Source organism: Phaeovulum sp. W22_SRMD_FR3 (genome assembly GCF_052113705.1).
In the GTDB taxonomy this organism is placed as follows: domain Bacteria; phylum Pseudomonadota; class Alphaproteobacteria; order Rhodobacterales; family Rhodobacteraceae; genus JBGQOG01.
Genome location: NZ_JBGQOG010000023.1, coordinates 14,794 through 36,788, shown reverse-complemented (window position 1 = coordinate 36,788; position 21,995 = coordinate 14,794). Strand labels below are relative to the sequence as shown.

Below are 21,995 nucleotides of genomic sequence, written 5' to 3'. Positions count from 1 at the left end.
ACCTCATCAGATTGCGCGCCGGGTTTAGCGCATTGCGGCGCTTGGGAAAAGGGCGGTGATGCGCCGGGCCCCGTCGCAGCGCCGCAGGCTTGGAAAAGGGGTTGAAATCCGGGCGGCATGGATTCATATTCAAAACAATGAATGTAACGGGTCTCGGCCCGGGAGAGGGATTCTGTCATGCGCCTGCCTGTATTTGCCCTGGTCATCGGGCTGACGACGCTGCCTGCTGTGCTCCCGGCGGCCGGGGAACCGGTGGGTTTTCGGGTCGCACCACAACAGGTCACCGATTGGAAGCCGGTCTTTGGCACCATTGAGGCGCGCGACCGTTTGCCCGCCCGGGCGCGGCTCGGGGGCACGCTGACCGCGCTGAGCGTGGCGGCGGGGGATGAGGTGACGGCGGGGCAGGAGCTGGCGCGGGTGGTGGACCCCAAGCTCGACAGCCAATTGAAGGCGCTGTCGGCGGGGATCGCGGCGCTGACGGCGCAACTCTCCAATGCCGAGACCGAACTGGCGCGGGCCACCGATCTGGCCGCGCGCGGTGCCACGACGACGCAAAAGCTGGAGACGGCGCAAACGCAGGTGACGGTGCTGCGCGCGCAGGTCGCCGCGCAAGAGGCCGAGCGGCAGGTGGTGATGCAGCAGCAGGCCGAGGGCGCGGTGCTGGCGCCGATTGCGGGCCGGGTGCTGACGGTGCCGCAGGCGATCGGCGGCGTGGTGATGGCGGGCGAGACGGTGGCGGAACTTGGCGGCGGCGGCTTTTACCTGCGCCTCTCGCTGCCCGAACGGCTGAGCGCCGGGCTGCATCTGGGCGATGCGATCACGGTGGAGCTGACGGGCGGGGCCACCACGGGCCGTCTGGCGCGGATCTATCCGCTGATCGCGGGGGGGCGGGTGCAGGCGGATGTCGAGCTGCCCGATCTTGATGCCGGTTTCGTCGGCGCGCGGGTGCTGGTGCAATTGCCGCTGGCCGAACGTGCGGCGCTGATGGTGCCTGCGGATTATATCACCCTGCGCGAGGGGCTGGATTTTGTGACGCTGGCCGATGGCTCGCAGCGGCTGGTGGTGCCGGGCGCTGTGCGGCACATCGACGGGGCCGCGATGGTGGAAATTCTCAGCGGTTTGACCGCTGGCGAAACGCTGGTGCCGCATGAGTGACCTGACCCCTGCGCCCGCCGCCCCGGCCCTGCCGCCCGAGGCCAAGCTCGGGCTGGCCGGACGGCTGACCCGCGCCTTCATCACCTCGCCGCTGACGCCGCTGATGATCCTTGCGGCGCTGGCCGTGGGCCTTGTCGCGCTGATCAGCCTGCCGCGCGAGGAAGAGCCGCAGATCTCGGTGCCTTTGGTCGATATTCACATCGCTGCACCGGGGCTGAAGGCCGAGGATGCGGTGAAACTGGTGACCGAACCCTTGGAGATTCTGGTTCAGAGCATCAATGACGTCGAGCATGTCTATTCGCAAACCAGCGATGATGGCGCGCTGGTGACGGCGCGGTTCAAGGTGGGCACCGCGTCGGATGCCGCCGTCTTGCGGGTGCATGACAAGATCCGCGCCAATCTGGACCGGATCCCGAAGGGGATACCCGAGCCTTTGGTGGTGGCGCGCGGCATTGATGATGTGGCGATTGTCGGGCTGACCTTCACCAGCCCGACGCTCGGCGCCAATGACCTGACGCGGATCGCGCGGGCGGTGCAGACCGAGGTGGTCAAGACCCCGGATGTCGGCCTGACCTATCTGGTGGGCGAGGCGCATGAGGCGATCCGCATCGCCCCCGATCCAGCGCGGCTGGCACTTTACGGCATCACGCTGCAGCAGCTGGCCTATAAGGTGGAGCAGGCGAACCGGGCGTTTTCCGCCGGAACCCTGCGCGACGGGGGCCAGCAGATCGACCTTGCCGTGGGGCAGACGCTGACCGCGCCCGCCGAGATCGCGGGGCTTTTGCTGACCGCCCGCGATGGCCGCCCGGTCTATCTGGCCGATGTGGCGGATGTGGCCTATGTGCCCGATCTGAATGATGCCCGCGCGGCCTTTGTCACCCGCGATGACGCGGGGTTGCACCGGCAGCCCGCCGTGACGCTGGCGGTGGCCAAGCGTGCAGGTGCCAATGCCGTGGTCGTGGCCGAGGCGGCCCTCGCGCGGGTCGAGGCGCTGAAGGGCAATCTGATCCCCGGGGATGTCACCCTGGCCGTGACGCGCAATTACGGCGAAAGCGCCAATGAAAAGGCCAATGAGCTGCTGTTCCACCTTGGCCTTGCGACACTCTCGATCATCGGCCTCGTCTTCATCGCGATTGGCTGGCGCGAAAGTCTGGTGGTGGCGATTGTCATTCCGGTGACCATCCTGCTCACGCTCTTTGCGGCCTGGGTCATGGGCTATACGCTGAACCGGGTCAGCCTCTTCGCGCTGATCTTCTCGATCGGGATTCTGGTCGATGACGCGATCGTGGTGATCGAGAATATCGCCCGCCACTGGGGGATGGCGGGGCCCGAAGGTGAACGCACGCCGAGCCGCGCGGAACAGGCGATTGCGGCGGTGGCCGAGGTGGGCAACCCCACCATTGTCGCCACGCTGACCGTGGTGGCGGCGCTGTTGCCGATGCTCTTCGTCTCCGGGCTGATGGGGCCCTATATGTCGCCGATCCCGGCCAATGCTTCGGCGGCGATGATCTTTTCCTTCTTTGTCGCGGTGCTGATCACCCCCTGGCTGATGCTTAAAATCGCCGGCAAAGCCCCGCTGCACCATGATGCGGGGGAATATGGCGGGCGGCTGGGCCGGGCCTATGCGCGCCTCGCGCGGCCGATCCTTGCGACCAAGGGGCGGGCGCTGTTCTTCTTGCTGGCGGTGGTGGTGCTGTCCTTTGGCTCGCTGAGCCTGCTTTATACCAAGCATGTCACCGTCAAACTCCTGCCCTTCGACAACAAATCCGAACTGTCGGTGATGGTCGATCTGCCCGAAGGCGCCAGCACCGAGGCCACCGATGCGGTGGCGCAGGCGGTGGCGGCGGTGGTGACCGAACTGCCCGAGGTGATCTCGGTCCAGACGCAGGCGGGGACGGCGGCGCCCTTCAACTTCAACGGCCTCGTGCGGCATTACTATCTGCGCGCGCAGCCGCATCTGGGGGATGTGCAGATCAACCTGACGCCGAAGGGCGACCGGGTCCGCACCAGCCATGAGATCGCGCTGGACATCCGCAGCCGTCTGGCGGCTCTCGCGTTGCCCGCGGGCACCGTGCTGAAAACCGTGGAACTGCCGCCGGGACCGCCGGTGATCGCCACCCTGCTGGCCGAGGTCTATGGCCCGACGCCCGAGGCACGGCGCGCGGCGGCGGCGCAGATCCGCAAGGCGTTCGAGAGTGTGCCCTATATCGTCGATGTCGATGACAGCTATGGCACGCCCGCGCGGCGGCTGCGGGCGGTGATTGCCTCGGATGAGCTGGATTTCTATCAGGTGGCCGAGGGCGATGTCTTCGACACGCTCTCGATCCTGAACGGTGGTCAGGTGGTGGGCTATTCGCACCGGGGAGAGGGGCGCGTGCCCTTGCCGATCACCCTCGCGCGGCCGACGGCGGAGCGGGTGCTGGATGCGGCGGCGCTCTCCACGCCGATCCCCGCTGATCTTTTGCCCGGCGGGCGCGGGGTGGTGGAGCTGGGCGATGTGATCCGTGTGGCACCCGAGACCGCGAGTTTTCCGATTTTCCGCCACAACGGGCGGTTCGCCGAAATGGTGACCGGCGAGATGGCGGGGGATTATGAGGCCCCCCTCTACGGGATGATCGCAGTGGGGGAGGCGCTGGACCGCATGGACTGGGCGCCGGGCACCAAGCCTGAGGTGGCGCTGCATGGCCAGCCGGTGGATGAGCGGCAGGCGACGCTGCTCTGGGATGGCGAATGGGAAGTGACCTGGGTCACCTTCCGCGACATGGGGGCGGCCTTTGGCGTGGCGCTTCTGGGGATTTATATCCTCGTGGTGGCGCAGTTTGGCAGCTTTAAACTGCCGCTGGTGATCCTGACGCCGATTCCGCTGACCTTCCTCGGCATCATGGGGGGGCATTGGCTGTTTGGTGCGCCCTTCTCGGCCACCTCGATGATCGGCTTTATCGCGCTGGCGGGGATCATCGTGCGCAACTCGATCCTGCTGGTGGATTTCATCCGGCATGCGGACCGGACGGGGAAATCTTCGCTCGACATCCTGATCGAGGCGGGGGCGATCCGGTTCAAGCCGATCCTGCTGACCGCATTGGCCGCGATGATCGGCGCGGTGGTGATCCTGTCGGACCCGATCTTTCAGGGGCTGGCGATCAGCCTTCTGTTCGGGCTGCTCAGCTCAACCCTGCTGACGGTGCTGGTGATCCCGGCGATCTACCGGGTGTTTCGCAGCTGACACCGGCCCCCGGTCACGACAAACGCCCGCCTGTCTCAGGCGGGCGTTTGTCGTTTGCGGCCCAGGAAAACGCAGGGCCGGGAAGCGCAGGGCAGGAAAGAGCGGGGCAGGTGGCCCGCTCCTCAGGCGGCGTCGCTGGTCAGCTCTGTGCCCTGCTCGGCCTCAGGTGCGCAGAACATTTCATACATCAGGGCGATCAGGCGCTGGGCACGGCTGTCGGCCAGCGAATAATACATCGCCTTACCCTCACGGCGGCATGCCACCAGCCCCTCTTCGCGCAGACGCGAGAGCTGTTGGCTGACCGCGGCCTGTCGCACGGACAAAAGTTGCTCCAGCTCGGTCACCGAGCGTTCCCCCGCCGAGAGATGGCACAGGATCATCAGCCGCCCCTCATGCGCCAACGCCTTGAGAAAGGCCGAAGCCGCTTCGGCGCGCACCACCATCTCTTCCGTCGAGATCGCAGCGCAACCGGGCGCGTCGGTCGGGGCGGTATCGGGAAGGGGGTTCTGGTCGGCTGCCATGCGTGGCTCCTGTCGCAACATATCGGGAAAAGGTAATATATCAAAAGGGGCCAGACAAGATTGCCCGGCGCTGCTTCACGCGATTGCGCGATATGCCGCTCTCGCGGATCTTCCCCGTGTCCCGTGTCCCGTGTCCCGTGTCCCGTGTCCCGTGTCCCGTGTCCCGTGTCCCGTGTCCCGTGTCCCGTGTCCCCGCGTGCCGACCTCCGCGTCCCGTCCCTACGTGCTGCTATGCGTGTTTTGCCGGGCCAAGCGTGCCCGGCCCGTCCCATCGGGCACAAGGTGGGGGGCGGGCGCAGGGGGGGGCTGTCACATAAGTTTCGCACCTCTGCCGCCCGGCTGTAACGACGGCCCCCTATCCCTCCACCTCGAACGAGGGGCCCGCAACGGGCGCCGGTTGCTGAGGCCTGCCGCACCAACCCATCCGGGGCAGCGCGGCCTTTTGCTGGGGAATGCGATGCTGATGGAAGTGCGGGGCGTCACGCGCCTGTTTGGTCAGACGCGGGCGGTGGACAATGCCACCTTCACCGTGGAACGCCCGATGATGATCGGCATCATTGGCCGTTCCGGCGCGGGGAAATCCACCTTTCTGCGGATGATGAACCGGCTGACGGATGCCAGCGACGGACAGCTTATCGTCGACGGGCGCGATGTGCTGGCGCTGAAGGGCGCTGACAAACGTGCCTGGCAAAGCCAATGCGCGATGATTTTTCAGCAGTTCAACCTCGTCCCCCGGATGGATGTGGTCTCGAACGTCCTCCACGGCCTTCTCAACCGCCGCGGCACCTTGCAGACGCTGTTCAGCCTCTGGCCGCGCGAGGATATCCACCGCGCCATCGACATTCTGGCCCGCCTTGGCATTGCCGAGCAGGCCGGTAAACGCGCCGAGGCGCTCTCGGGCGGGCAACAGCAACGCGTGGCGATTGCCCGCGCGCTGATGCAGGACCCGAAATTCATTCTGGCCGATGAGCCGATTGCCAGCCTCGATCCGATGAATGCGCAGGTGGTGATGCAGGCCCTGCGCGACATCCATGAAGAGGATGGCCGCACCGTCATCGCCAACCTTCACACGCTGGACACCGCGCGCCGCTATTGCGACCGGGTGATCGGCATGCGGGCCGGACGCATCGTCTTTGACGGCGCGCCCGCGCAACTGACCACCTCTGCCGCGCGCGAGATCTATGGCGCGGATGCCTCGTTTTCCGAGGCCGCCACCTCGACCTCGATCGAGGCGCTGGCGGCGCATGACACCGATGGCGGCACGCCGGAGGCGGCCGATGCCGCCTATGCGCAAAAACTGCTGGCTGACTGAATTTTCACAGACCGACCCTTTCACAGACCCCGAACACCGGCACCCCGAAGGGGGCCGCAGTACAAACCGGAGAGAGACCATGAAAAAACTGCTTTTGGCGCTTTTGGCCAGCTCGACCCTCGCCGCACCGCTCTCGGCGCAGGAGATCAAGGAATTCAACATCGGCATCCTCGGCGGTGAAAACGCGCAGGACCGGATGACCTCGAACGAATGCTACCGCGCGAAAATCGAAGCGGCGCTGGGCGTGCCGGTCAAGGTTTTCACCCCGGCCGATTATGACGGCGTGATCCAGGGCCTGCTCGGCGGTACGCTTGACATGGCCTGGCTGGGTGCTTCGTCCTATGCCAAGATCTACCTGACCGACCCGGAAGCGGTTGAGCCGGTGCTGGTGAAGCAGAACGAAGATGGCTCGATCGGCTATTACTCGATCGGTTTTGCCCGCAAGGACAGCGGCATCACCACGCTCGCCGATCTCAAGGGCAAGAGCTTTGGCTTTGGCGATCCCAACTCGACCTCGGGCTATCTGATCCCGAACATCGAGATCACCGCGGCGGGCTATTCGATGAAGCCGGGCGAGTTCTTCGGCGACATCAAATTCACCGGCGGCCATGAGCAGACCATCGTTGCCGTGGCCAATGGCGATGTGGATGCAGGCGTGACCTGGGCCGACGGTCTGGGCAACTGGGAAGACGGCTATAACACCGGCGCGTTGCGCAAGGCTGCCGATGCGGGCCTCGTCGACATGAACGATCTGGTGCAGATCTGGCAATCCAACCTGATCGTCGAAGGTCCGATGGTGGTGCGCAAGGCGCTGCCGGCGGATGTGAAGGAAAAAGTCACGCAACTGACCGCGGACCTTCACGAGACTGACAAAGACTGCGCCTATGGTGTGGCTCAGGGTGATGCAAAAGACTTTATCCCCGTCACCCACGACCAATATGCCTCGATCATCGCGGCGCGCAAATCCTTGGGTAACTAAGACTTTTCAGTACCATCGGGCGGGCCTCTTGCGGGGCCCGCTCTTTTTCATGGGCCGCGTCCTTTGGGGCGGGTCCGGGTCAGGACGGGGGCGCGGATGAGCGGGCAAGTGGTACAGCGCAGCAGCGGCGCTGCGGGCGGCGGGGTCAGGGCAGAGAGCGATCTGACGGCGATCCGGGCCGACTACATGGCGATGACGCAGCGCAAGCGGCTTTATACCGGGATCCTGCTCACGATCTTTGTGCTCCTGATGGCGGGCGGTTTCGATCTGGCCGATGCGCGCAATGCGGGGGGCTTTTGGTCCGGCCTGCACCGCGTTTTTGACTTTCCGCAGGAGCTGATCTCCGAAGCCCTGCGCGACTGGCGCGATCTGCCCGCCCTGATGCTGCAATTTCTGCCCGCGCTGATCGAGACGGTGAACATCGCCGCGGTTTCCACCCTGTTGGGCGCGCTCTTTGCGGGGCTTTTGTCGCTGCTGGCCACACCGGGGCTGGCGCCCATGCCCGCGCTGGTCGGGCCGCTGCGGCGGATCCTCGACATCACCCGGGCGATGCCCGATGTGGTGATTGCGCTCGTCCTGATCTTTTTGCTCGGCGGCGGGCCGGTGCCCGCCATGCTCGCCATCGCCTTTCACAGCATCGGTGCTTTGGGCAAGCAATTCTCGGAGGTGGCCGAAAACGCCGATCTGAAACCGGTGGAGGGGCTGACCTCGGTGGGGGCCAGTTGGTTCCAGCGGGTCTGGCTGGGGATCATCCCGCAGGTGGCGCCGAACTGGCTCTCCTACATGCTGATGCGGTTCGAGATCAACATCCGCGCCTCGGCCATTCTGGGCTTCGTCGGCGCGGGCGGCATCGGTTATGAGCTGAAGATCGCCATTGGCTGGGGGCAGGGTCGTTACGCCGCCGCCGCCGCGATCTTTCTCTTGCTCTTTGCCGCCATCGTCACCTTTGACCAGCTGTCCAGCTATTGGCGCAACAAGATCACCGGGGAGAGCCACTGATGGTTGCGATGGATTTCGGGGCCGGAGAGGCCCCTGCGAAACGCGAGGCCGACCGCCTCTTTGCCCGCAAAAAGCTGCGCGCATTGGCGGTGCCCGCCGTGCTGCTGGCCTATCTGACCTATATTTTCTTTGCCTTTGACATCGGTGGTCTGGCCGGACGGCTGCGCCCGGAAAATGCCGCGATCCTTCTGTCGGATTTCTGGAGCTACAAGACCCATGTCACCCGCGACAGCCGCTCGGGCGAGACCTCCGTCTCGATCGAGGGCGAGCGCAAGGGCACCTATCCCGCCGACCGCTGGCCCGATTGGGTGACGGCCGAGGGGGAGGCGACGCGGGTCGCGCTGCCCGGCGATGAAACCGTGCTGATCGGGCCCGCGGGGGCAGAGATGCAGATCGCGGGCTATGGTGTGCTGGAGATTGCGCAGACCCCGGCGGGCATCACCCTGACCACGCCCGATGGCACGGTGCCGGACTGGATCAGCGCCAGCCGCACGCGGGTGGGGGTGACGACGGAGGGTGGCCGCCTGACGGTGACCAAATCCAAGGTCGAGGTGTTCCGCCGCTTCGCGGGCTGGGAGATGTTCTTTTTCACCCTCGACAGCCCCTATTTCGGCAAATCGCCGCTGGAACTCTTGACCCTCGCCACCACCGCGCCGCGTCTTGACCCGGCACAGAGCAACATCGCGGGAATGGCGGATGATTTTTGGCACAACGCCGTCTGGCGGCATTCGGATGTGGCCTGGGCGCTGTTCGAGACCCTCTTGATGGCGTTTCTGGGCACCTTTGGTGCCGGGCTGATCGCGCTGCCTCTGGCCTTTCTCTCGGCCAAGGGGTTCGCGCCGAGCGGCGTGGTGCGGCAGCTGATGCGGCGGCTCTTTGACTTTCTGCGCGGGGTGGACGGGCTGATCTGGACCATCGTGCTCAGCCGTGCTTTCGGGCCGGGGCCGCTGACCGGGGCGCTGGCGATCCTGCTGACCGATACCGGCAGTTTCGGCAAGCTCTTCTCGGAGGCGCTGGAGAATTCCGACCGCAAACAGGTGGAGGGGCTGCGCGCCACCGGGGCCAATGCCCTGCAGCGCAACCGCTTTGGCGTCTTGCCGCAGATCGCGCCGGTGATCCTGTCGCAGCTGCTCTATTACCTCGAGTCAAACACCCGCAGCGCCACGGTGATCGGGGCAATTGTCGGCGGCGGCATCGGGCTGTTGCTGACGCAGGCGATCATCACCCAGCGCGATTGGGAGGAGGTCAGCTATTATATCGTGCTGATCATTCTGCTGGTGATGCTGATGGATTGGGTTTCCGGCAAGATCCGTCGGAAACTGATCGGCGGGTCGCGCTAGGGTCCCGGCCGGGGAAGCCTCCGGCGGGGATATTTGGAACGAAGCAAAGGGGGGCGGGTGTGCCCTTCCGGGGAGCGGGATGATGGCGAAACTATCCGAAGGGCGGCCGCTGCTGCATGCGGGGGCCGAGGTTGTGGCCTCGACGCTGGGGCGGTTTTGTGAGGTGGGTGAGGGCGCGCGGTTGCTGAATTCCGAACTGGGGGATTACAGCTATTGCGAGCGGTTTTGCGACATTGCCAATACCCGGATCGGCAAGTTCGCCAATATCGCGGCCTTTTGCCGGGTGGGGCCGACGGATCATCCGATGGACCGCGCCAGCCTGCACCATTTCCTCTATCGTTCGGAATATTACTGGGATGATGTCGCGGCGGATGCGGATTTCTTTGCCGCCCGCGCGGCGCGGCGCTCGGTGATCGGCCATGACACCTGGCTGGGGCATGGGGTGATCGTCAAGCCCGAGGTGACCATTGGGCATGGGGCGGTGGTGGCGGCGGGCGCGGTGGTGACCCGCGATGTTGCCCCTTACATGATCGTGGCGGGGGTGCCCGCCGTGCCCCTGCGGGCGCGTTTTGCCGCGCCGATTGCCGAGCGGCTGATGGCGCTGGCCTGGTGGGATTGGGACCATGCCCGTCTGCGCGGCGCCTTGCAGGACTTCCGGTCGCTGGAGATTGAAGCGTTTCTGGAGGCCTACGGCGGCTGAGGGATCTGCCTGCCGGGCGTCAGCGCCTCGCCGGGCGGTCACTCCGCGGCGAGTTGCAGCCCGGCATCCGCGCCCAGAAACCGCCGCCCGGCCTCGCCCGCCAGATAGGTCAGGCGGCCACCGGAGATGGTCGCTTCAACGCTGCGGGTCTCGGCATTCACCACCGTCACATCGGCGCGCATGCCGTAGCCCAGATGCCCGCGGTCGGCGAGGCGGAGGATCTCGGCGGGGCGGGTCGAGATCATCGCCCAGGCTTCGGCCAAGGTTTTCAGCCTGAGATCGACCAGCCGGAAGGCCGCCTGCACCAGCGCGGGGTAGTAGTAATCCGAGACCAGCGCATCGCAAAGCCCGGCGGCGATCAGATCGGTCGCGGCGATATTGCCCGATTGCGAGCCGCCGCGCACCACATTCGGCGCCCCCATCAGCACCGGATCACCCATCGCCCGCGCCGCCGCCGCCGCCTCATGCGCGGTGGGGAATTCCGAAATCCGCGCGCCGATCATGGAAAAACGCTCGCGGGTTTCGCCGTCCATATCGTCATGGCTGCCATAGGCGACGCCCAGGGCGTCAAAGGCCTCGGCCAAAGTGCACAGATGCCGGGGCACCTCGCGTTTGCGCTCAGAGGCATAGCGGATCGCGGCGTGATGCGCCTCGGTGCTGCGGCCCAGTTTGCGCGCCCAGAGAGCGAAATCCTCGGGCGAGCGGCGGGCGATTTCCAGCGCCTCATCCAGATGGTTGTTGAAGACCACATAATCGACATCATAGCGCTGCACGGCCGCGATCAGGCGGCGGCCATGGTCGACCAGATGCGTCTCGGCGCGCAGCTGCACGCGGATGTCGGTCAGGGCGCGCGGGCGGTAATCGCTCACTGCCTGCAGCACCGCTTCGGCATGGTCGGGGCCGCGGTGACCGCCCTCCCAGCTCCAGCCCTGCGCGAACCAGGCGGTGGTGACGCCATTCGCCGCCGCCTCGCGGTCGGCGCTGGCGATGCCGTCAATCAGCGGAAACGGGGCGGAGGGGCGGGGCGCGATATGCCGCTCAAACGCGTCGCCATGCAGGTCGATCACGCCGGGCATCAGATAATAGCCGCTCAGATCCACCGCCGGAAGCGGCCCTTTGGTGACCCGACCCTCGGCTAGGGCCAGTGACCGCCGCTGCATCTGGCCGTCGCGCAGGATCTCGGCGCCAACCAGACGCAGGGGGGGAAGGGGCGGGCACATCACGGGGACAAAAACTCCAGAAACCTTTTCGATGGGGTACTTGATGACTGTATCGCGGGCGTGACAATGCGCCGCGCATCGGCCCCCGTTGGCGATTTCATGCCCGCGGCGCCGCCTCGGCCGCATCGCCCGCCAGCACCAGCGTCACCCGGTCGCCTGCAAACCAGGTGATCCCGTATTCCACCGGCACGCCACCGGGGTCGATGTTGACCGAGGTCGTGCGGATCAGCGCCGCCCCTTCGGGCAGGCGCAGATGCAGCGCCTGCGTGGCGCTGGCGGTGGTGGCGGTCAGCCGCGTCTCGAGCCGCGTGTAATCCTGCACCCCCTCGGCCTGCAGCGCGGCGGTGATCGAGCCGCTCTCGCTCAGCGCCTGCATCAGCCCCGGCAAGCGCTCCGCCGGAAAGGCCGAGCGGAAAACCGCGAGCGGCTCGTTGTCGGCAAAGGAAATCCCCTCGCTCACATGCAGCGGGGCGCCGGGGGCGAGGTCGAGGGCGCGGGCCTCGGTGGCATCGGCGGGGCGGGTGATCAGCGACAAGAGCTTGCGCCCCGGCAGCCGCCCGGCCAGCGCCAGGTTCTGGTGAAAGCGCACGCGCGCGCCCAGGGGGTAATCCACCGGCCGCGCGGCCACAAACACCCCGGAGCCGCGCCGCGAATGCGTGAGACCTGAGTCGCTGAGGCTGGCCAGCGCCTGCCGCACCGTGTGCCGGTTGACCCCGAAACGGGCGGAGAGTTCGGCTTCGGTCGGCAGTTTCGCGCCGGGGGGGAAATGCCCCTCGGCCATCTCGGATTTCAATGCGCTGGCAATGGATTGCCAGAGAGGCGTGCGGGTTTTGGGGGGCTTTGGAGCGGCGGGCATCTGCGACCTGTCATCAAAATTTCACCAAAAGCCGCTTGCCATTCCGGGCCGGGCGGCGCAACATTTGTCTAGTTGTATAGTGTTCTAGACAAATCTGCAAGCTGTCTGGAGCGGGAAAGCTGAAAAGCAAAAAGCGGAACGGCGAGGATCGGCGGATATGGACCGGAAAACCTGGATGGGGCTGATGGCGCGGGCAGAGCCGCCGCAACTGGCGGCGCGCCTGGCGGATCTTGGGGCGGAGCCTGCGCATGAGATGCTGCGCGCGCCCGAGGTCGGATCGGTGATGGTGCAGGGGCGGATGGGCGGCACCGGCGCGCCGTTCAATCTGGGCGAGATCACCGTCACCCGCTGTGTGCTGCGGCTGACGGAAACGGAAGCGGCGGGCGCTGAGGCGGTGGGCCATGCGCATGTGCAGGGCCGCGACCGGGCGCATGCGCGCCGCGCCGCCCTTGTGGATGCGCTGATGCAGACACCGCAGGCCGGGGCCGTGCGGGCCGCCGTGCTGACCCCTCTGGCAGAGGCTGAGGCGGCTCGTCGGGCCAGCCGCGCGGCCAAGGCCGCAGCGACGAAGGTTGAATTTTTCACCATGGTGCGGGGAGAGGACTGATGGCCGCGATGATGCACATGGCCGCCTTGCAGGGCGGATTTTCCGAGGCGCCGCAGGAATCCGCCGCCGCCTTCCGCGCGGCGATGGAGGCGATGGCGCGTCCGGGCCGCCTGCAAGAGGTGCGCGGGGCGACGCCGCCCGAGGGGCTCTCGGTCGCTGCCGCCGTCCTCTTGCTGACGCTGGTGGACCGGACCACGCCGCTCCACCTCGCGCCGGGGCATGACGGCGCGGCGGTCCGCGACTGGATCACCTTTCACTGCGGCGCGCCGCTGGTCGCGGCAGAGGCGGCGGTGTTCGCGTTGGGTGCTTGGGCGGGATTGATGCCCGCCTCGCGCTTTGCCATCGGCACGCCGGAATACCCGGACCGCGCGGCGACGCTGATTGTCGAAATGCCGGAATTGCGCGCCGAAGGGTTGACGCTGACCGGTCCCGGCATTCGGACGACCGCCGCGTTGAACCTGCCGGAGACAGAGGCTTTCGCGGCAAATCATGCTTTGTTTCCCTTGGGGTGGGATGCGTTTTTCACCTGCGGCACGCAGCTTGCGGCGCTGCCGCGCTCAACCCGGATCGGAGCTTTCTGATGTATGTGGCGGTAAAGGGTGGCGAGCGCGCCATCGACAATGCGCATGCCTGGTTGGCCGAAGAACGGCGCGGCAATCCCGAGGTGGCCGAGTTGGGCTGTGACCAGATTGCCGAGCAGCTCAGCCTCGCGGTGAACCGGGTGATGGCCGAAGGCTCGCTCTATGATCCGGAACTGGCGGCGCTGGCGATCAAACAGGCGCGGGGCGATCTGATCGAGGCGATCTTTCTGATCCGCGCCTATCGCACGACGCTGCCGCGCCTTGGGGCCTCGCGTCCGGTCGAGACCGGCGAAATGGCCTGCATCCGCCGGATCAGCGCCACCTTCAAGGATGTGCCGGGCGGGCAGGTGCTGGGGCCGACCTTTGACTACACGCATCGCCTGTTGGATTTCAAACTGCTGGCCGAAGGCGGGGATCTGCCGCCGGTGCCGCAGGCAGAACCGCTGGGCGCCGAAGTGCCGCATGTTCTGGAATTTCTCAACAAAGACGGGATGATCGAGGATGAAGTTCGCGCGGATGACCTGCCGCCCGATCTGACGCGCGAGCCGATGGAGCTGCCCGCCGCCCGCGCGCTGCGCCTGCAGGCGCTGACGCGCGGGGATGAAGGGTTTGTGCTCGGCATGGCCTATTCCACCCAGCGCGGCTATGCGCGCAACCATGCCTTTGTCGGCGAGCTGCGCATCGGCACCGTGCCGGTCGAGATGGAGATCCCCGAGCTGGGCTTTGCCGTCGAGATCGGCGAGATCACCCTCACGGAATGCGAAACCGTCAACCAGTTCAAAGGCTCAAAGACCGAGCCCGCGCAATTCACCCGTGGCTATGGCCTCTGTTTCGGCCAGACCGAGCGCAAGGCGATTTCGATGGCGCTGGTCGACCGGGCTTTGCGCTGGCGTGAACTGGGGGAAGAGGATCAGGGGGCCCCGGCGCAGGACGAGGAATTCGTGCTGATGCATGCCGACAACATTCAGGCGACGGGCTTTCTCGAGCATATCAAACTGCCGCATTACGTTGATTTCCAATCGGAACTGGAACTCGTGCGGCGGCTGCGGGCGGATGCGGCCCGCGCGGCAGCGCTGTCTCAGGAGGAGCTGTCTTGAGACATCCGCAACAGGGGCGCGCGCCGGGGGCGGCGGATCCAGACCTCACGGGCCGCGGCCAGCGAAATCACGATCAGGGCCAGCGTATCAAAGGAAATCATCGGTCTGCCGGCTCCGTCTTGGGGTGTTCGGTTAAGACTTCGCCAGAGAATGAGGCAAGACTATGACCGCATCAGGGCAATACAATTTCGCCTATCTGGATGAGGATACCAAGCGGATGATCCGCCGGGCGATCCTGAAGGCACTGGCGGTGCCGGGCTATCAGGTGCCCTTTGCCAGCCGGGAAATGCCGATGCCCTATGGCTGGGGCACCGGCGGCGTGCAGGTGACGGCGGCCTGTCTGACGCCGGGCGATGTGCTGAAGGTGATTGATCAGGGCGCCGATGACACCACCAATGCCGTCTCGATCCGGCGGTTCTTTGAGCGGACGGCAGGGGTGGAGACCACCACCCGCACCACTGAGGCGAGCGTGATCCAGACCCGCCACCGCATCCCGGAAGTGGCGCTGCGCGAGGGGCAGATCCTCGTCTATCAGGTGCCGATCCCGGAACCCCTGCGGTTTCTGGAACCGCGCGAGGTCGAGACGCGGCGGATGCATGCGCTGGCCGATTACGGGCTGATGCAGGTGCGGCTCTATGAGGATATCGCCCGGCATGGGGCGATTGCCACCGCTTATGCCTATCCGGTGAAAGTGGCGGGGCGCTATGTGATGGACCCCTCACCGATCCCGAAATTCGACAATCCGAAGCTGAACGATTGTCCGGCGATTCAGCTCTTTGGTGCCGGGCGCGAGCAGCGCATCCATGCTTTGCCGCCCTATACCGAGGTGGTGAGCCTCGACTTCGACGATTACCCGTTTGAGGCCTCGAAGGCGGATCATGCCTGTGCGCTCTGCGGGGCGGGGACGAGCTATCTTGATGAGGTGATCGTCGATGATGCGGGCGGGCGGATGTTCGTCTGTTCGGACACGGATTTTTGCAAGGACCGCCAGGTGGCGGCGGAGGCAGCAGCATGAGCGGCGTGCAGATACGGGGTGCGGGAGCCTCCGGCGGGGATATTTTGAACGAAGCAAGCCTGGGGTTTGGCGCGGGGGTCAAGGGCGAGCGGCCCTTGTTGCAGGTGCGCGGGGTCGGGAAGTTTTATGGCGCGCGGATCGGCTGCACCGATGTTTCCTTTGATCTTTACCCCGGCGAGGTGATGGGGATCGTGGGCGAGAGCGGATCGGGGAAATCGACGCTGCTCTCGTGTCTCGCGGGGCATCTGGCGCCGGATGCGGGGCAGGTGATTTTTGACACAAGGGATCACGGGCCGCGCGACACGGTGGCGATGGCCGAACCGGAGCGGCGGCAGCTGGGGCGCACCGATTGGGCCTTTGTGCATCAAAATCCGCGCGACGGTTTGCGGATGGGGGTCTCGGCGGGCGGCAATGTCGGCGAGCGGCTGATGGCCGTCGGCGCGCGGCACTACGGGGATATTCGCGCCACGGCCGAGGATTGGCTGGGCCGGGTGGAGATTGATCCGGGCCGGATCGACGACCGCCCGCGCGCCTTTTCCGGCGGCATGCAGCAGCGCTTGCAGATTGCGCGCAATCTGGTGACCGGGCCGCGCCTTGTGTTCATGGACGAGCCGACGGGGGGCCTTGATGTCAGCGTGCAGGCGCGGCTTCTGGATCTGTTGCGCGGGCTTGTGCGGCGGATGGGCCTCTCGGCGGTGATCGTGACGCATGATCTGGCGGTGGTGCGTTTGCTCGCCGATCGGCTGATGGTGATGAAGTCCGGCCGGGTGATCGAGACCGGCCTGACGGATCAAGTGCTTGACGATCCGCAGCATGGGTATACCCAGTTGCTCGTCTCTTCCGTTTTGCAGGTATGATCCCATGCTCTTTGCCTATGTCCCCGGACCGCGCGGCCTGAAACTCCTGCCCCCGGGCGAGGATATTTCCAAGGCGCGTTGGGTCGATCTCTACCGTCCCCTCGATGCGCAGGTGGCGGCGGTGACCGAATTGGGGATCGAGGTGCCCAGCCTGGCCGATATGGAGGAGATCGAGATCTCGAACCGCCTCTACCGCGAGGAAAAGGCCGATTACATGACGGTGGTGCTGCCGGGCCTGTCGATGACCAAGACCGCGATGTCGGGGCCGGTCACCTTCATCCTGACGCCCGAGCGGCTGGTGACCGTGCGCCACCATGCGCCGCGCCCGTTCGAGACCTTCCCCGAGCGGTGTGAGCGCTCGGCGGCGGGGGTGGCCAGTGCCGAGCGGCTGTTTCTGGGGCTGATCGAAGAGATCGTCTCGCGCATGGCCGACCTTTTGGAGGGGGCGGGGCGGGCGCTTGACGGGGTTTCGGGGGCGGTGCTGAGCGGTGCCGGGCAAAAGGCGGAACAATTGCAGGCCGCGCTGGAGGAAGTCGGGCGGCAGGGCGAATTGCTGGGCAGGGTGCGGCTGTCGCTCCTCACGCTGGAGCGGGCCCTGTCCTTCTTTGGCCAGACCCTCGGGGCGCGGCCGGAGAGCGAGGAGCTGAAGGAGCTTTTGAAGGGCGAGATGCGCGACATTCAGGCACTCTCGGTGCATGGGGATTTCCTCTCCTCGCGCGTCAGCCTGGCGGTGGATGCGACGATGGGGATGATCAACCTGGCGCAGAACGCCACGGTGCGGATCCTGTCGGTGGTGGCGGCCTTGTTCCTGCCGCCAACGCTGATCGCCAGCATTTATGGAATGAATTTCCGGGTGATGCCGGAGCTGGATTGGAGCTGGGGCTACCCCGGCGCCTTGCTGCTGATGGTGGCCTCTGCGGTGGCGACCTGGGCCTTTTTCAAATGGAGGGGTTGGTTATGACCGATCCGATGATCGCGCTCTCGGGCGTGGGAAAGCGTTTTACCCTGCACAATCAGGGCTCTGCCGTGATTGCGGTGATGGAGGGGGCCGCGCTGACGGTGGCGGCTGGTGAATGTGTCGGGCTGACCGGTGCCTCGGGGGCGGGGAAATCCACGCTGATGCGGATGGTTTACGGCAATTACCGCACCGAGGCGGGCAGCCTGCTGGTGGCGGGGCTTGATGTGGCGCAGGCCAGCCCGCGCGAGATCACGCAGCTGCGGCGCGGCACTTTGGGCTATGTCAGCCAGTTCCTGCGGGTGGTGCCGCGGGTGCCGACGCTCGACGTGGTGGCCGAGCCGCTTCTCAGCCTTGGGGTGGATGAGGTCACGGCGCGGGCGCGGGCGGCGGATCTTCTGGCGCGGCTGCGGATCCCGGAGCGGCTCTGGTCGCTCTCGCCCACCACCTTTTCGGGTGGCGAGCAGCAGCGGGTGAACATCGCGCGCGGTTTTGCGCATGATTATCCGGTGCTGTTGCTGGATGAGCCGACCGCCAGCCTCGATGCCGCCAACCGCGAGACGGTGCTGGGGCTGATCGAGGAGGCCAAGGCGCGCGGCGCGGCGATCCTCGGGATTTTCCACGATGAGGCGGCGCGCGCGCGGGTCTGTGACCGCTTTGTCGATGTGGGGGCCTTCACCCCGGCGCGGGCGGCCTGAGATGCCGGGGCGGATCTTTGCGGTGGTCGGCCCGTCGGGGGCGGGCAAGGACACGCTGATCGCGGCAGCGGTCGCGGCGCTGCCGGATCTGATCTGGCTGCGGCGGGTGATCACCCGTCCGGAAGTGGCGGGGGGCGAGCCCTTTGAGGGGGTGAGCACCGCCGAGTTCGCCGCGCGGCAGGCGGCCGGGGCCTTCGCGCTGCATTGGGAGGCGCATGGGCTGCACTACGGCGTGCCGCCGGTACCGCAGGCGGCGCAGGGAAAAACCGTGGTTTTCAACGCCTCGCGCGCGGTGCTGGCGCAGGCGGCGCGGGCCTATCCGGGGCTGCAAGTGATTGAGATCACCGCCCGGCCCGAGGTTCTGGCCGAGCGTCTGATGGCGCGGGGGCGGGAAAGCCGCGCCGATATTCTGCGCCGTCTCAGCCGCCAGGTGCCGCCTTTGCCCGCCGATCTGCCGGTGCAAAGGGTGGACAATTCAGGCGCGCTGGAGGAGGGCGTGGCGGCGCTGGTGGCGCGGCTTCAGCCGGTGAGTTTGGCGCGATGAAGCAGGTGGAAGCGCCCGTCCGCGGCCTCTCCGAACAGCGCGATCTGCGTGATGCGGAAGGGGCGGGGCAAAAGCGGTTCCAGCACGGGGGCCAAAGCGGCGGCGGTGGCGCGGGCCTCGGCCTCCGGCAGATTGCCGGTGAGGGTGATGTGGAACTGAAACTCTTCCATCACATAGGGATAGCCCCAGCGGTCCAGATGCGCGCGCTGCGCCGGGCTCAGCCGCTCAGGGCGGCGGCGGGCACGGTCGGCCTCGGTCAGGGGGGCGCGGAAAGCGTCGAGTTCGGCGACCAGGGTGGCGGCCAAAGCGCTCAGCGCATCGGTGTTGCCCAAAGGCGTCAGCGCCAGAAAGCCGCCGATCTGGCTGAGCTGCAATCCGTCGAGGGTGACGGGGGGCAGGCTGGCCGCCAGAACCTCAACGGCGGCGCGCAGGCCCGCTTGATCGCGGCCCTCGGCCAGGGCAAAGGGCGGCTTCAGCGTCGCGTGCAGCCCGTATTTGCGCGGCGTTTCGGTTAGCAGGTCGGCGGGGCGCGGCAGGCCGGGCAGATCGGGATGCGGGCAGGCCTTTCCCGCCACCGGATCCCAGCCCAGCCAGGCTGCGCCGAAATCCGCCAAGGGTCCGGCTTCGGGGGCGAAATACAGGGCGAAGCGCTTGAAAAGGGGCATGATCGGGCCTTTCTGAATTTTCTCTGCTTTGCCTGTTCAGTGTCACACGGCGGTGACAGTTAGCTGCCAAAGCCATGTTTTTCCGGGGGTTTACCCCAGTATCTTTTGCGCTATCCAAGGGGAAGGCGCGCCGAATTTCAAGGATGGAATGATGTCTGACCGCAGCAAGACCCCAACGGGTGAAACCCTGCTCGCCAATGCCACTTTGGTGCTGCCCGACCGGGTGATGCGCGGCGTGCTGCATCTTCAGGGCGACCGCATCATCGGCATCACCGAAGGCGATGCGGTGCCGACGGGCGCCGTGGATCTGGGCGGCGATCACCTCGCCCCGGGGCTGGTCGAACTCCACACCGACAATCTTGAGCGGCACATCCAGCCGCGTCCCAAGGTCGACTGGCCGCATGATGCCGCGATCATCGCCCATGATGCCGAGCTGGCCGGGGTGGGGATCACTACCGTCTTCGACGCGATGCGCGTCGGCTCCGTGCCCTCGGGCAAGCGGGGGGATTATGCGAAATACGCGCGCGGCCTCGCCTCGGAACTCCTGGATCTGCGCGGGCGCGGCGCGCTGCGCATCAGCCATTTCCTGCATCTTCGGGCCGAGGTCTGCTCGCAAACCCTGCTCGAGGAGCTGGCGGAATTCGGGCCCGAGGACCGGGTGGGGATCGTCAGCCTGATGGACCATACCCCCGGCCAGCGGCAGTTCCGCGACCTGAGCAAGCTCGCGCAATATGTGAAGGGCAAGCACGGGCTGACCGATGCCGATTTTGACGAACATGTCGCCACGCTGATGGCGCTGCGGGCCGAGAATGGCGCCGCGCATGAGGCGGCGGCGGTGGCGGCGGCGGCGCGGTTTGGTGCGGTGCTGGCCAGCCATGACGACACCACCGCCGGGCATGTGGCGACCTCGGCCGCCTATGGGATCCGGCTGGCGGAGTTTCCGACCACGATCGAGGCGGCGCAGGCCTGCCACGATCATGGCATTGCGGTGATGATGGGCGCGCCGAACCTGATCCGCGGCGGCTCGCATTCGGGCAATGTCGCGGCGGCAGAGCTGGCGGAGATGGGGCTTTTGGACATCGTGTCGTCGGATTACGTTCCGGCGGCGCTGCTCTCCTCGGCGGTGCGGCTGGGGGCGATCTGGAACGACCTCGCGCGCGGTATCGCCACGGTGACGGCGGCGCCCGCAGCGGCGGCGGGTCTGGCGGACCGGGGGCGGCTTGCGCCCGGCGCCCGGGCCGATCTGATCCGCTTCCGCCTCTTGGGCGAGACGCCGGTGATGCGCGAAACCTGGGTCTCGGGCCAGCGCGTCGCGTGACACGCGCGGGGCCCGGGATCTGGCGGCGGGCTTCAGCGGGTCAGGATCATCCTGTCGGGCTGCATCTGGATGTTGGAAAACCGGCTCAGATAGCGCATCCCGAGGAGTGAGCCATCCATCGGCCCGTTGTTGACCACCGCGCGCAGACCGCTGTCGGTCACCCCCTCGACGGTGAAACTGTCGAGGGTGACCGGGGCCGTCGCCACCACGCCATTCGCGGTCTGCGCCTGTCCGAAATAGCTGAGCATATCGGGGTTGATGCCCACGCGGCGCGCGTCGTCCCGGCTGAGGACAATGTCAGAAGCCCCTGTATCCACCGTGAAATTCAGCTTTTGACCATTCACCACCGCCGTCAGGTGGAAATGCCCGTCGCGGCCCAGAGGCAGCTCGATCTGGCCGCCCTCACCAGCGGATTGCCGGGGCATCGCCTTTTGCGAAATCTGGTCCCAGAGCCCGGCAGCACCGATCACCCCCACAAAGATCAGGCCCCAGACCAGCGCCTGTTGCAGCACCCGGCCCGGGCGGCGGCGCATTTCGGCCACCACATAGCCGCCCACCGCAATCAGGATCAGGCTGAAATAGCCCAGCTGCGCCAGCATGTCGCCGCTCATGCCGTCACCATGCCAAAAAGGCCCGCGCCGCGCAGCCCGTCCAGAATGAACTGGATCGACAGCGCGGCGAGCAGCATGCCCAAAAGCCGGGTGACCACCATCGTGCCGGTGCGGCCCAAGGCGCGCTCAAGCGGTCCGGCCAGCAGGAACAGCCCGAAGACACAGGCCAGAACCGCGAACATCACCAGATGGACCATCGCCACATGGCCCCAATCGCCGCCCGACTGCCCCACCAGCAGGATCATCGTCGCCATCGCGCCCGGCCCCGCGATCAGCGGGGTGGCCAGCGGAAACACCGAGGGGTCATTCTCGGCGGGGTCGGCTTGCTGATCCTCGCGTCGCTGGGTGCGGCGTTCAAACAGCATGTCGAGCGCGGTCAGGAACAAAAGCACGCCCCCCGCGATGCGGAACGCGGGCATCGAAATGCCGATTCCTGCCAGAAGCTGATCGCCGAACAGACCGAACAGCGTCAGCAGACCGGCCGCAATGGCAATCGCCCGCCAGCCGATGCGCCGCCGCTCGCGCGTCGTCATTCCCCGCGTCAGCGCGATGTAGAGCGGCGCGAGGCCGATCGGGTCTACCACCACGAACAGGGTGGCAAAGGCGGTGATGTAATAGGCGGTGTCCATCGTGCAACTCCCGGTGCCGTCTGGACGGCCTTCGGCAAAGACTACGCCAGAGGCCGGGGCAAAAACCAGCCCATCCGGGCGGTTAGCGCACAACGATCGCGCGATTGCGGGCG

Annotated in this window: 22 protein-coding genes; 16 read left to right on the top strand and 6 right to left on the bottom strand. The window is 66.5% G+C overall.

The window, feature by feature from the left end:
• The first annotated feature begins 177 nt into the window (after nt 1–177).
• Both ACEN2S_RS20305 and ACEN2S_RS20300 read left to right on the top strand, forming a co-directional pair.
• Nucleotides 178–1,155, top strand: a complete 978-nt coding sequence (locus tag ACEN2S_RS20305) for an efflux RND transporter periplasmic adaptor subunit (RefSeq protein ID WP_441869904.1) — start codon at nt 178–180, stop codon at nt 1,153–1,155.
• Nucleotides 1,148–4,378, top strand: a complete 3,231-nt coding sequence (locus tag ACEN2S_RS20300; RefSeq protein WP_441869901.1) for an efflux RND transporter permease subunit — start codon at nt 1,148–1,150, stop codon at nt 4,376–4,378. The genes ACEN2S_RS20305 and ACEN2S_RS20300 overlap by 8 nt, the downstream gene beginning before the upstream one ends.
• A gap of 122 nt (nt 4,379–4,500) precedes the next feature.
• On the opposite strand, the gene ACEN2S_RS20295 is transcribed toward ACEN2S_RS20300, so the two are convergent.
• Nucleotides 4,501–4,899 carry an ArsR/SmtB family transcription factor gene (locus ACEN2S_RS20295; RefSeq protein WP_441869898.1) on the bottom strand — a complete coding sequence of 133 codons (399 nt, stop codon included), beginning with the start codon at nt 4,897–4,899 and terminating at the stop codon, nt 4,501–4,503.
• A gap of 457 nt (nt 4,900–5,356) precedes the next feature.
• Between ACEN2S_RS20295 and phnC the strand changes: the two genes are divergently transcribed.
• From phnC to ACEN2S_RS20270, 5 genes are all read left to right on the top strand, one after another.
• Nucleotides 5,357–6,211, top strand: coding sequence for a phosphonate ABC transporter ATP-binding protein (gene phnC, locus ACEN2S_RS20290; RefSeq protein ID WP_441869895.1), 855 nt, complete (start codon nt 5,357–5,359; stop codon nt 6,209–6,211).
• Between the two features lie 79 nt (nt 6,212–6,290).
• Nucleotides 6,291–7,190, top strand: a complete 900-nt coding sequence (gene phnD, locus ACEN2S_RS20285) for a phosphonate ABC transporter substrate-binding protein (protein ID WP_441869892.1) — start codon at nt 6,291–6,293, stop codon at nt 7,188–7,190.
• Nucleotides 7,191–7,376: 186 nt separating this feature from the next.
• The gene (phnE, locus tag ACEN2S_RS20280) at nt 7,377–8,189 is read left to right on the top strand and encodes a phosphonate ABC transporter, permease protein PhnE (protein WP_441869936.1); all 813 of its coding nucleotides are present in this window, start codon (nt 7,377–7,379) and stop codon (nt 8,187–8,189) included.
• On the top strand, nt 8,189–9,529 hold the full coding sequence (gene phnE / locus ACEN2S_RS20275; RefSeq protein WP_441869889.1) for a phosphonate ABC transporter, permease protein PhnE: 1,341 nt from the start codon (nt 8,189–8,191) through the stop codon (nt 9,527–9,529). Before phnE (ACEN2S_RS20280) ends, phnE (ACEN2S_RS20275) begins: the two co-directional genes overlap by 1 nt.
• Before the next feature lie 82 nt (nt 9,530–9,611).
• Nucleotides 9,612–10,229 carry a chloramphenicol acetyltransferase gene (locus tag ACEN2S_RS20270; protein ID WP_441869886.1) on the top strand — a complete coding sequence of 206 codons (618 nt, stop codon included), beginning with the start codon at nt 9,612–9,614 and terminating at the stop codon, nt 10,227–10,229.
• 38 nt (nt 10,230–10,267) lie between these two features.
• On the opposite strand, the gene ACEN2S_RS20265 is transcribed toward ACEN2S_RS20270, so the two are convergent.
• Both ACEN2S_RS20265 and phnF read right to left on the bottom strand, forming a co-directional pair.
• Nucleotides 10,268–11,449, bottom strand: coding sequence for an alpha-D-ribose 1-methylphosphonate 5-triphosphate diphosphatase (locus tag ACEN2S_RS20265; protein ID WP_441869884.1), 1,182 nt, complete (start codon nt 11,447–11,449; stop codon nt 10,268–10,270).
• Nucleotides 11,450–11,546: 97 nt separating this feature from the next.
• Nucleotides 11,547–12,305 carry a phosphonate metabolism transcriptional regulator PhnF gene (phnF, locus tag ACEN2S_RS20260; RefSeq protein ID WP_441869882.1) on the bottom strand — a complete coding sequence of 253 codons (759 nt, stop codon included), beginning with the start codon at nt 12,303–12,305 and terminating at the stop codon, nt 11,547–11,549.
• A gap of 157 nt (nt 12,306–12,462) precedes the next feature.
• Between phnF and phnG the strand changes: the two genes are divergently transcribed.
• The 8 genes from phnG (at nt 12,463) to phnN (ending at nt 18,659) form a co-directional block, all read left to right on the top strand.
• Nucleotides 12,463–12,912, top strand: coding sequence for a phosphonate C-P lyase system protein PhnG (phnG, locus tag ACEN2S_RS20255; protein WP_441869879.1), 450 nt, complete (start codon nt 12,463–12,465; stop codon nt 12,910–12,912).
• Between the two features lie 11 nt (nt 12,913–12,923).
• Nucleotides 12,924–13,493 carry a phosphonate C-P lyase system protein PhnH gene (gene phnH, locus ACEN2S_RS20250; RefSeq protein WP_441869934.1) on the top strand — a complete coding sequence of 190 codons (570 nt, stop codon included), beginning with the start codon at nt 12,924–12,926 and terminating at the stop codon, nt 13,491–13,493.
• Nucleotides 13,493–14,590 (top strand): carbon-phosphorus lyase complex subunit PhnI, encoded by a 1,098-nt coding sequence (locus tag ACEN2S_RS20245; protein WP_441869876.1) that lies wholly within the window; start codon nt 13,493–13,495, stop codon nt 14,588–14,590. Before phnH ends, ACEN2S_RS20245 begins: the two co-directional genes overlap by 1 nt.
• 163 nt (nt 14,591–14,753) lie before the next feature.
• Complete coding sequence (locus ACEN2S_RS20240; RefSeq protein ID WP_441869873.1) at nt 14,754–15,605, top strand: alpha-D-ribose 1-methylphosphonate 5-phosphate C-P-lyase PhnJ; 852 nt, start codon at nt 14,754–14,756, stop codon at nt 15,603–15,605.
• A 44-nt stretch (nt 15,606–15,649) separates the two neighbouring features.
• A complete protein-coding gene (gene phnK / locus ACEN2S_RS20235) occupies nt 15,650–16,462 on the top strand; it encodes a phosphonate C-P lyase system protein PhnK (protein WP_441869870.1) in 813 nt (270 codons plus the stop codon).
• A 4-nt stretch (nt 16,463–16,466) separates the two neighbouring features.
• Nucleotides 16,467–17,423: a magnesium transporter CorA family protein gene (locus ACEN2S_RS20230; RefSeq protein ID WP_441869867.1), complete on the top strand. Its 957-nt coding sequence runs from the start codon at nt 16,467–16,469 to the stop codon at nt 17,421–17,423.
• Complete coding sequence (gene phnL / locus ACEN2S_RS20225; protein ID WP_441869864.1) at nt 17,420–18,115, top strand: phosphonate C-P lyase system protein PhnL; 696 nt, start codon at nt 17,420–17,422, stop codon at nt 18,113–18,115. The genes ACEN2S_RS20230 and phnL overlap by 4 nt, the downstream gene beginning before the upstream one ends.
• 1 nt (nt 18,116) lies before the next feature.
• Nucleotides 18,117–18,659 (top strand): phosphonate metabolism protein/1,5-bisphosphokinase (PRPP-forming) PhnN, encoded by a 543-nt coding sequence (phnN, locus tag ACEN2S_RS20220; RefSeq protein WP_441869861.1) that lies wholly within the window; start codon nt 18,117–18,119, stop codon nt 18,657–18,659.
• On the opposite strand, the gene ACEN2S_RS20215 is transcribed toward phnN, so the two are convergent.
• Entirely contained in the window at nt 18,635–19,324 is a 690-nt protein-coding gene (locus tag ACEN2S_RS20215) for a DUF1045 domain-containing protein (RefSeq protein ID WP_441869858.1), read from the bottom strand. The two genes, phnN and ACEN2S_RS20215, sit on opposite strands and share 25 nt — an antisense overlap.
• 151 nt (nt 19,325–19,475) lie before the next feature.
• Here ACEN2S_RS20215 and ACEN2S_RS20210 point away from each other — a divergent pair, with 151 nt between their 5' ends.
• Nucleotides 19,476–20,642, top strand: coding sequence for an alpha-D-ribose 1-methylphosphonate 5-triphosphate diphosphatase (locus ACEN2S_RS20210; RefSeq protein WP_441869855.1), 1,167 nt, complete (start codon nt 19,476–19,478; stop codon nt 20,640–20,642).
• Nucleotides 20,643–20,674: 32 nt separating this feature from the next.
• Here the strand turns inward: ACEN2S_RS20210 and ACEN2S_RS20205 are convergent, their stop codons facing one another.
• Together ACEN2S_RS20205 and ACEN2S_RS20200 are read right to left on the bottom strand one after the other, a co-directional pair.
• Complete coding sequence (locus ACEN2S_RS20205; RefSeq protein ID WP_441869852.1) at nt 20,675–21,253, bottom strand: retropepsin-like aspartic protease family protein; 579 nt, start codon at nt 21,251–21,253, stop codon at nt 20,675–20,677.
• Complete coding sequence (locus tag ACEN2S_RS20200; RefSeq protein WP_441869849.1) at nt 21,250–21,882, bottom strand: MarC family protein; 633 nt, start codon at nt 21,880–21,882, stop codon at nt 21,250–21,252. Before ACEN2S_RS20200 ends, ACEN2S_RS20205 begins: the two co-directional genes overlap by 4 nt.
• Nucleotides 21,883–21,995: the final 113 nt, after the last annotated feature.

Excerpts from the sequence above, each read along its gene's own strand:
- ACEN2S_RS20305 (WP_441869904.1), top strand. The coding sequence starts at position 178 with ATGCGCCTGCCTGTATTTGCCCTGGTCATCGGGCTGACGACGCTGCCT.
- ACEN2S_RS20300 (WP_441869901.1), top strand. The coding sequence starts at position 1,148 with ATGAGTGACCTGACCCCTGCGCCCGCCGCCCCGGCCCTGCCGCCCGAG.
- ACEN2S_RS20295 (WP_441869898.1), bottom strand. The coding sequence starts at position 4,899 with ATGGCAGCCGACCAGAACCCCCTTCCCGATACCGCCCCGACCGACGCG.
- phnC (WP_441869895.1), top strand. The coding sequence starts at position 5,357 with ATGCTGATGGAAGTGCGGGGCGTCACGCGCCTGTTTGGTCAGACGCGG.
- phnD (WP_441869892.1), top strand. The coding sequence starts at position 6,291 with ATGAAAAAACTGCTTTTGGCGCTTTTGGCCAGCTCGACCCTCGCCGCA.
- phnE (WP_441869936.1), top strand. The coding sequence starts at position 7,377 with ATGGCGATGACGCAGCGCAAGCGGCTTTATACCGGGATCCTGCTCACG.
- phnE (WP_441869889.1), top strand. The coding sequence starts at position 8,189 with ATGGTTGCGATGGATTTCGGGGCCGGAGAGGCCCCTGCGAAACGCGAG.
- ACEN2S_RS20270 (WP_441869886.1), top strand. The coding sequence starts at position 9,612 with ATGGCGAAACTATCCGAAGGGCGGCCGCTGCTGCATGCGGGGGCCGAG.
- ACEN2S_RS20265 (WP_441869884.1), bottom strand. The coding sequence starts at position 11,449 with ATGTGCCCGCCCCTTCCCCCCCTGCGTCTGGTTGGCGCCGAGATCCTG.
- phnF (WP_441869882.1), bottom strand. The coding sequence starts at position 12,305 with ATGCCCGCCGCTCCAAAGCCCCCCAAAACCCGCACGCCTCTCTGGCAA.
- phnG (WP_441869879.1), top strand. The coding sequence starts at position 12,463 with ATGGACCGGAAAACCTGGATGGGGCTGATGGCGCGGGCAGAGCCGCCG.
- phnH (WP_441869934.1), top strand. The coding sequence starts at position 12,924 with ATGCACATGGCCGCCTTGCAGGGCGGATTTTCCGAGGCGCCGCAGGAA.
- ACEN2S_RS20245 (WP_441869876.1), top strand. The coding sequence starts at position 13,493 with ATGTATGTGGCGGTAAAGGGTGGCGAGCGCGCCATCGACAATGCGCAT.
- ACEN2S_RS20240 (WP_441869873.1), top strand. The coding sequence starts at position 14,754 with ATGACCGCATCAGGGCAATACAATTTCGCCTATCTGGATGAGGATACC.
- ACEN2S_RS20230 (WP_441869867.1), top strand. The coding sequence starts at position 16,467 with ATGCTCTTTGCCTATGTCCCCGGACCGCGCGGCCTGAAACTCCTGCCC.
- phnL (WP_441869864.1), top strand. The coding sequence starts at position 17,420 with ATGACCGATCCGATGATCGCGCTCTCGGGCGTGGGAAAGCGTTTTACC.
- phnN (WP_441869861.1), top strand. The coding sequence starts at position 18,117 with ATGCCGGGGCGGATCTTTGCGGTGGTCGGCCCGTCGGGGGCGGGCAAG.
- ACEN2S_RS20215 (WP_441869858.1), bottom strand. The coding sequence starts at position 19,324 with ATGCCCCTTTTCAAGCGCTTCGCCCTGTATTTCGCCCCCGAAGCCGGA.
- ACEN2S_RS20210 (WP_441869855.1), top strand. The coding sequence starts at position 19,476 with ATGTCTGACCGCAGCAAGACCCCAACGGGTGAAACCCTGCTCGCCAAT.
- ACEN2S_RS20205 (WP_441869852.1), bottom strand. The coding sequence starts at position 21,253 with ATGAGCGGCGACATGCTGGCGCAGCTGGGCTATTTCAGCCTGATCCTG.
- ACEN2S_RS20200 (WP_441869849.1), bottom strand. The coding sequence starts at position 21,882 with ATGGACACCGCCTATTACATCACCGCCTTTGCCACCCTGTTCGTGGTG.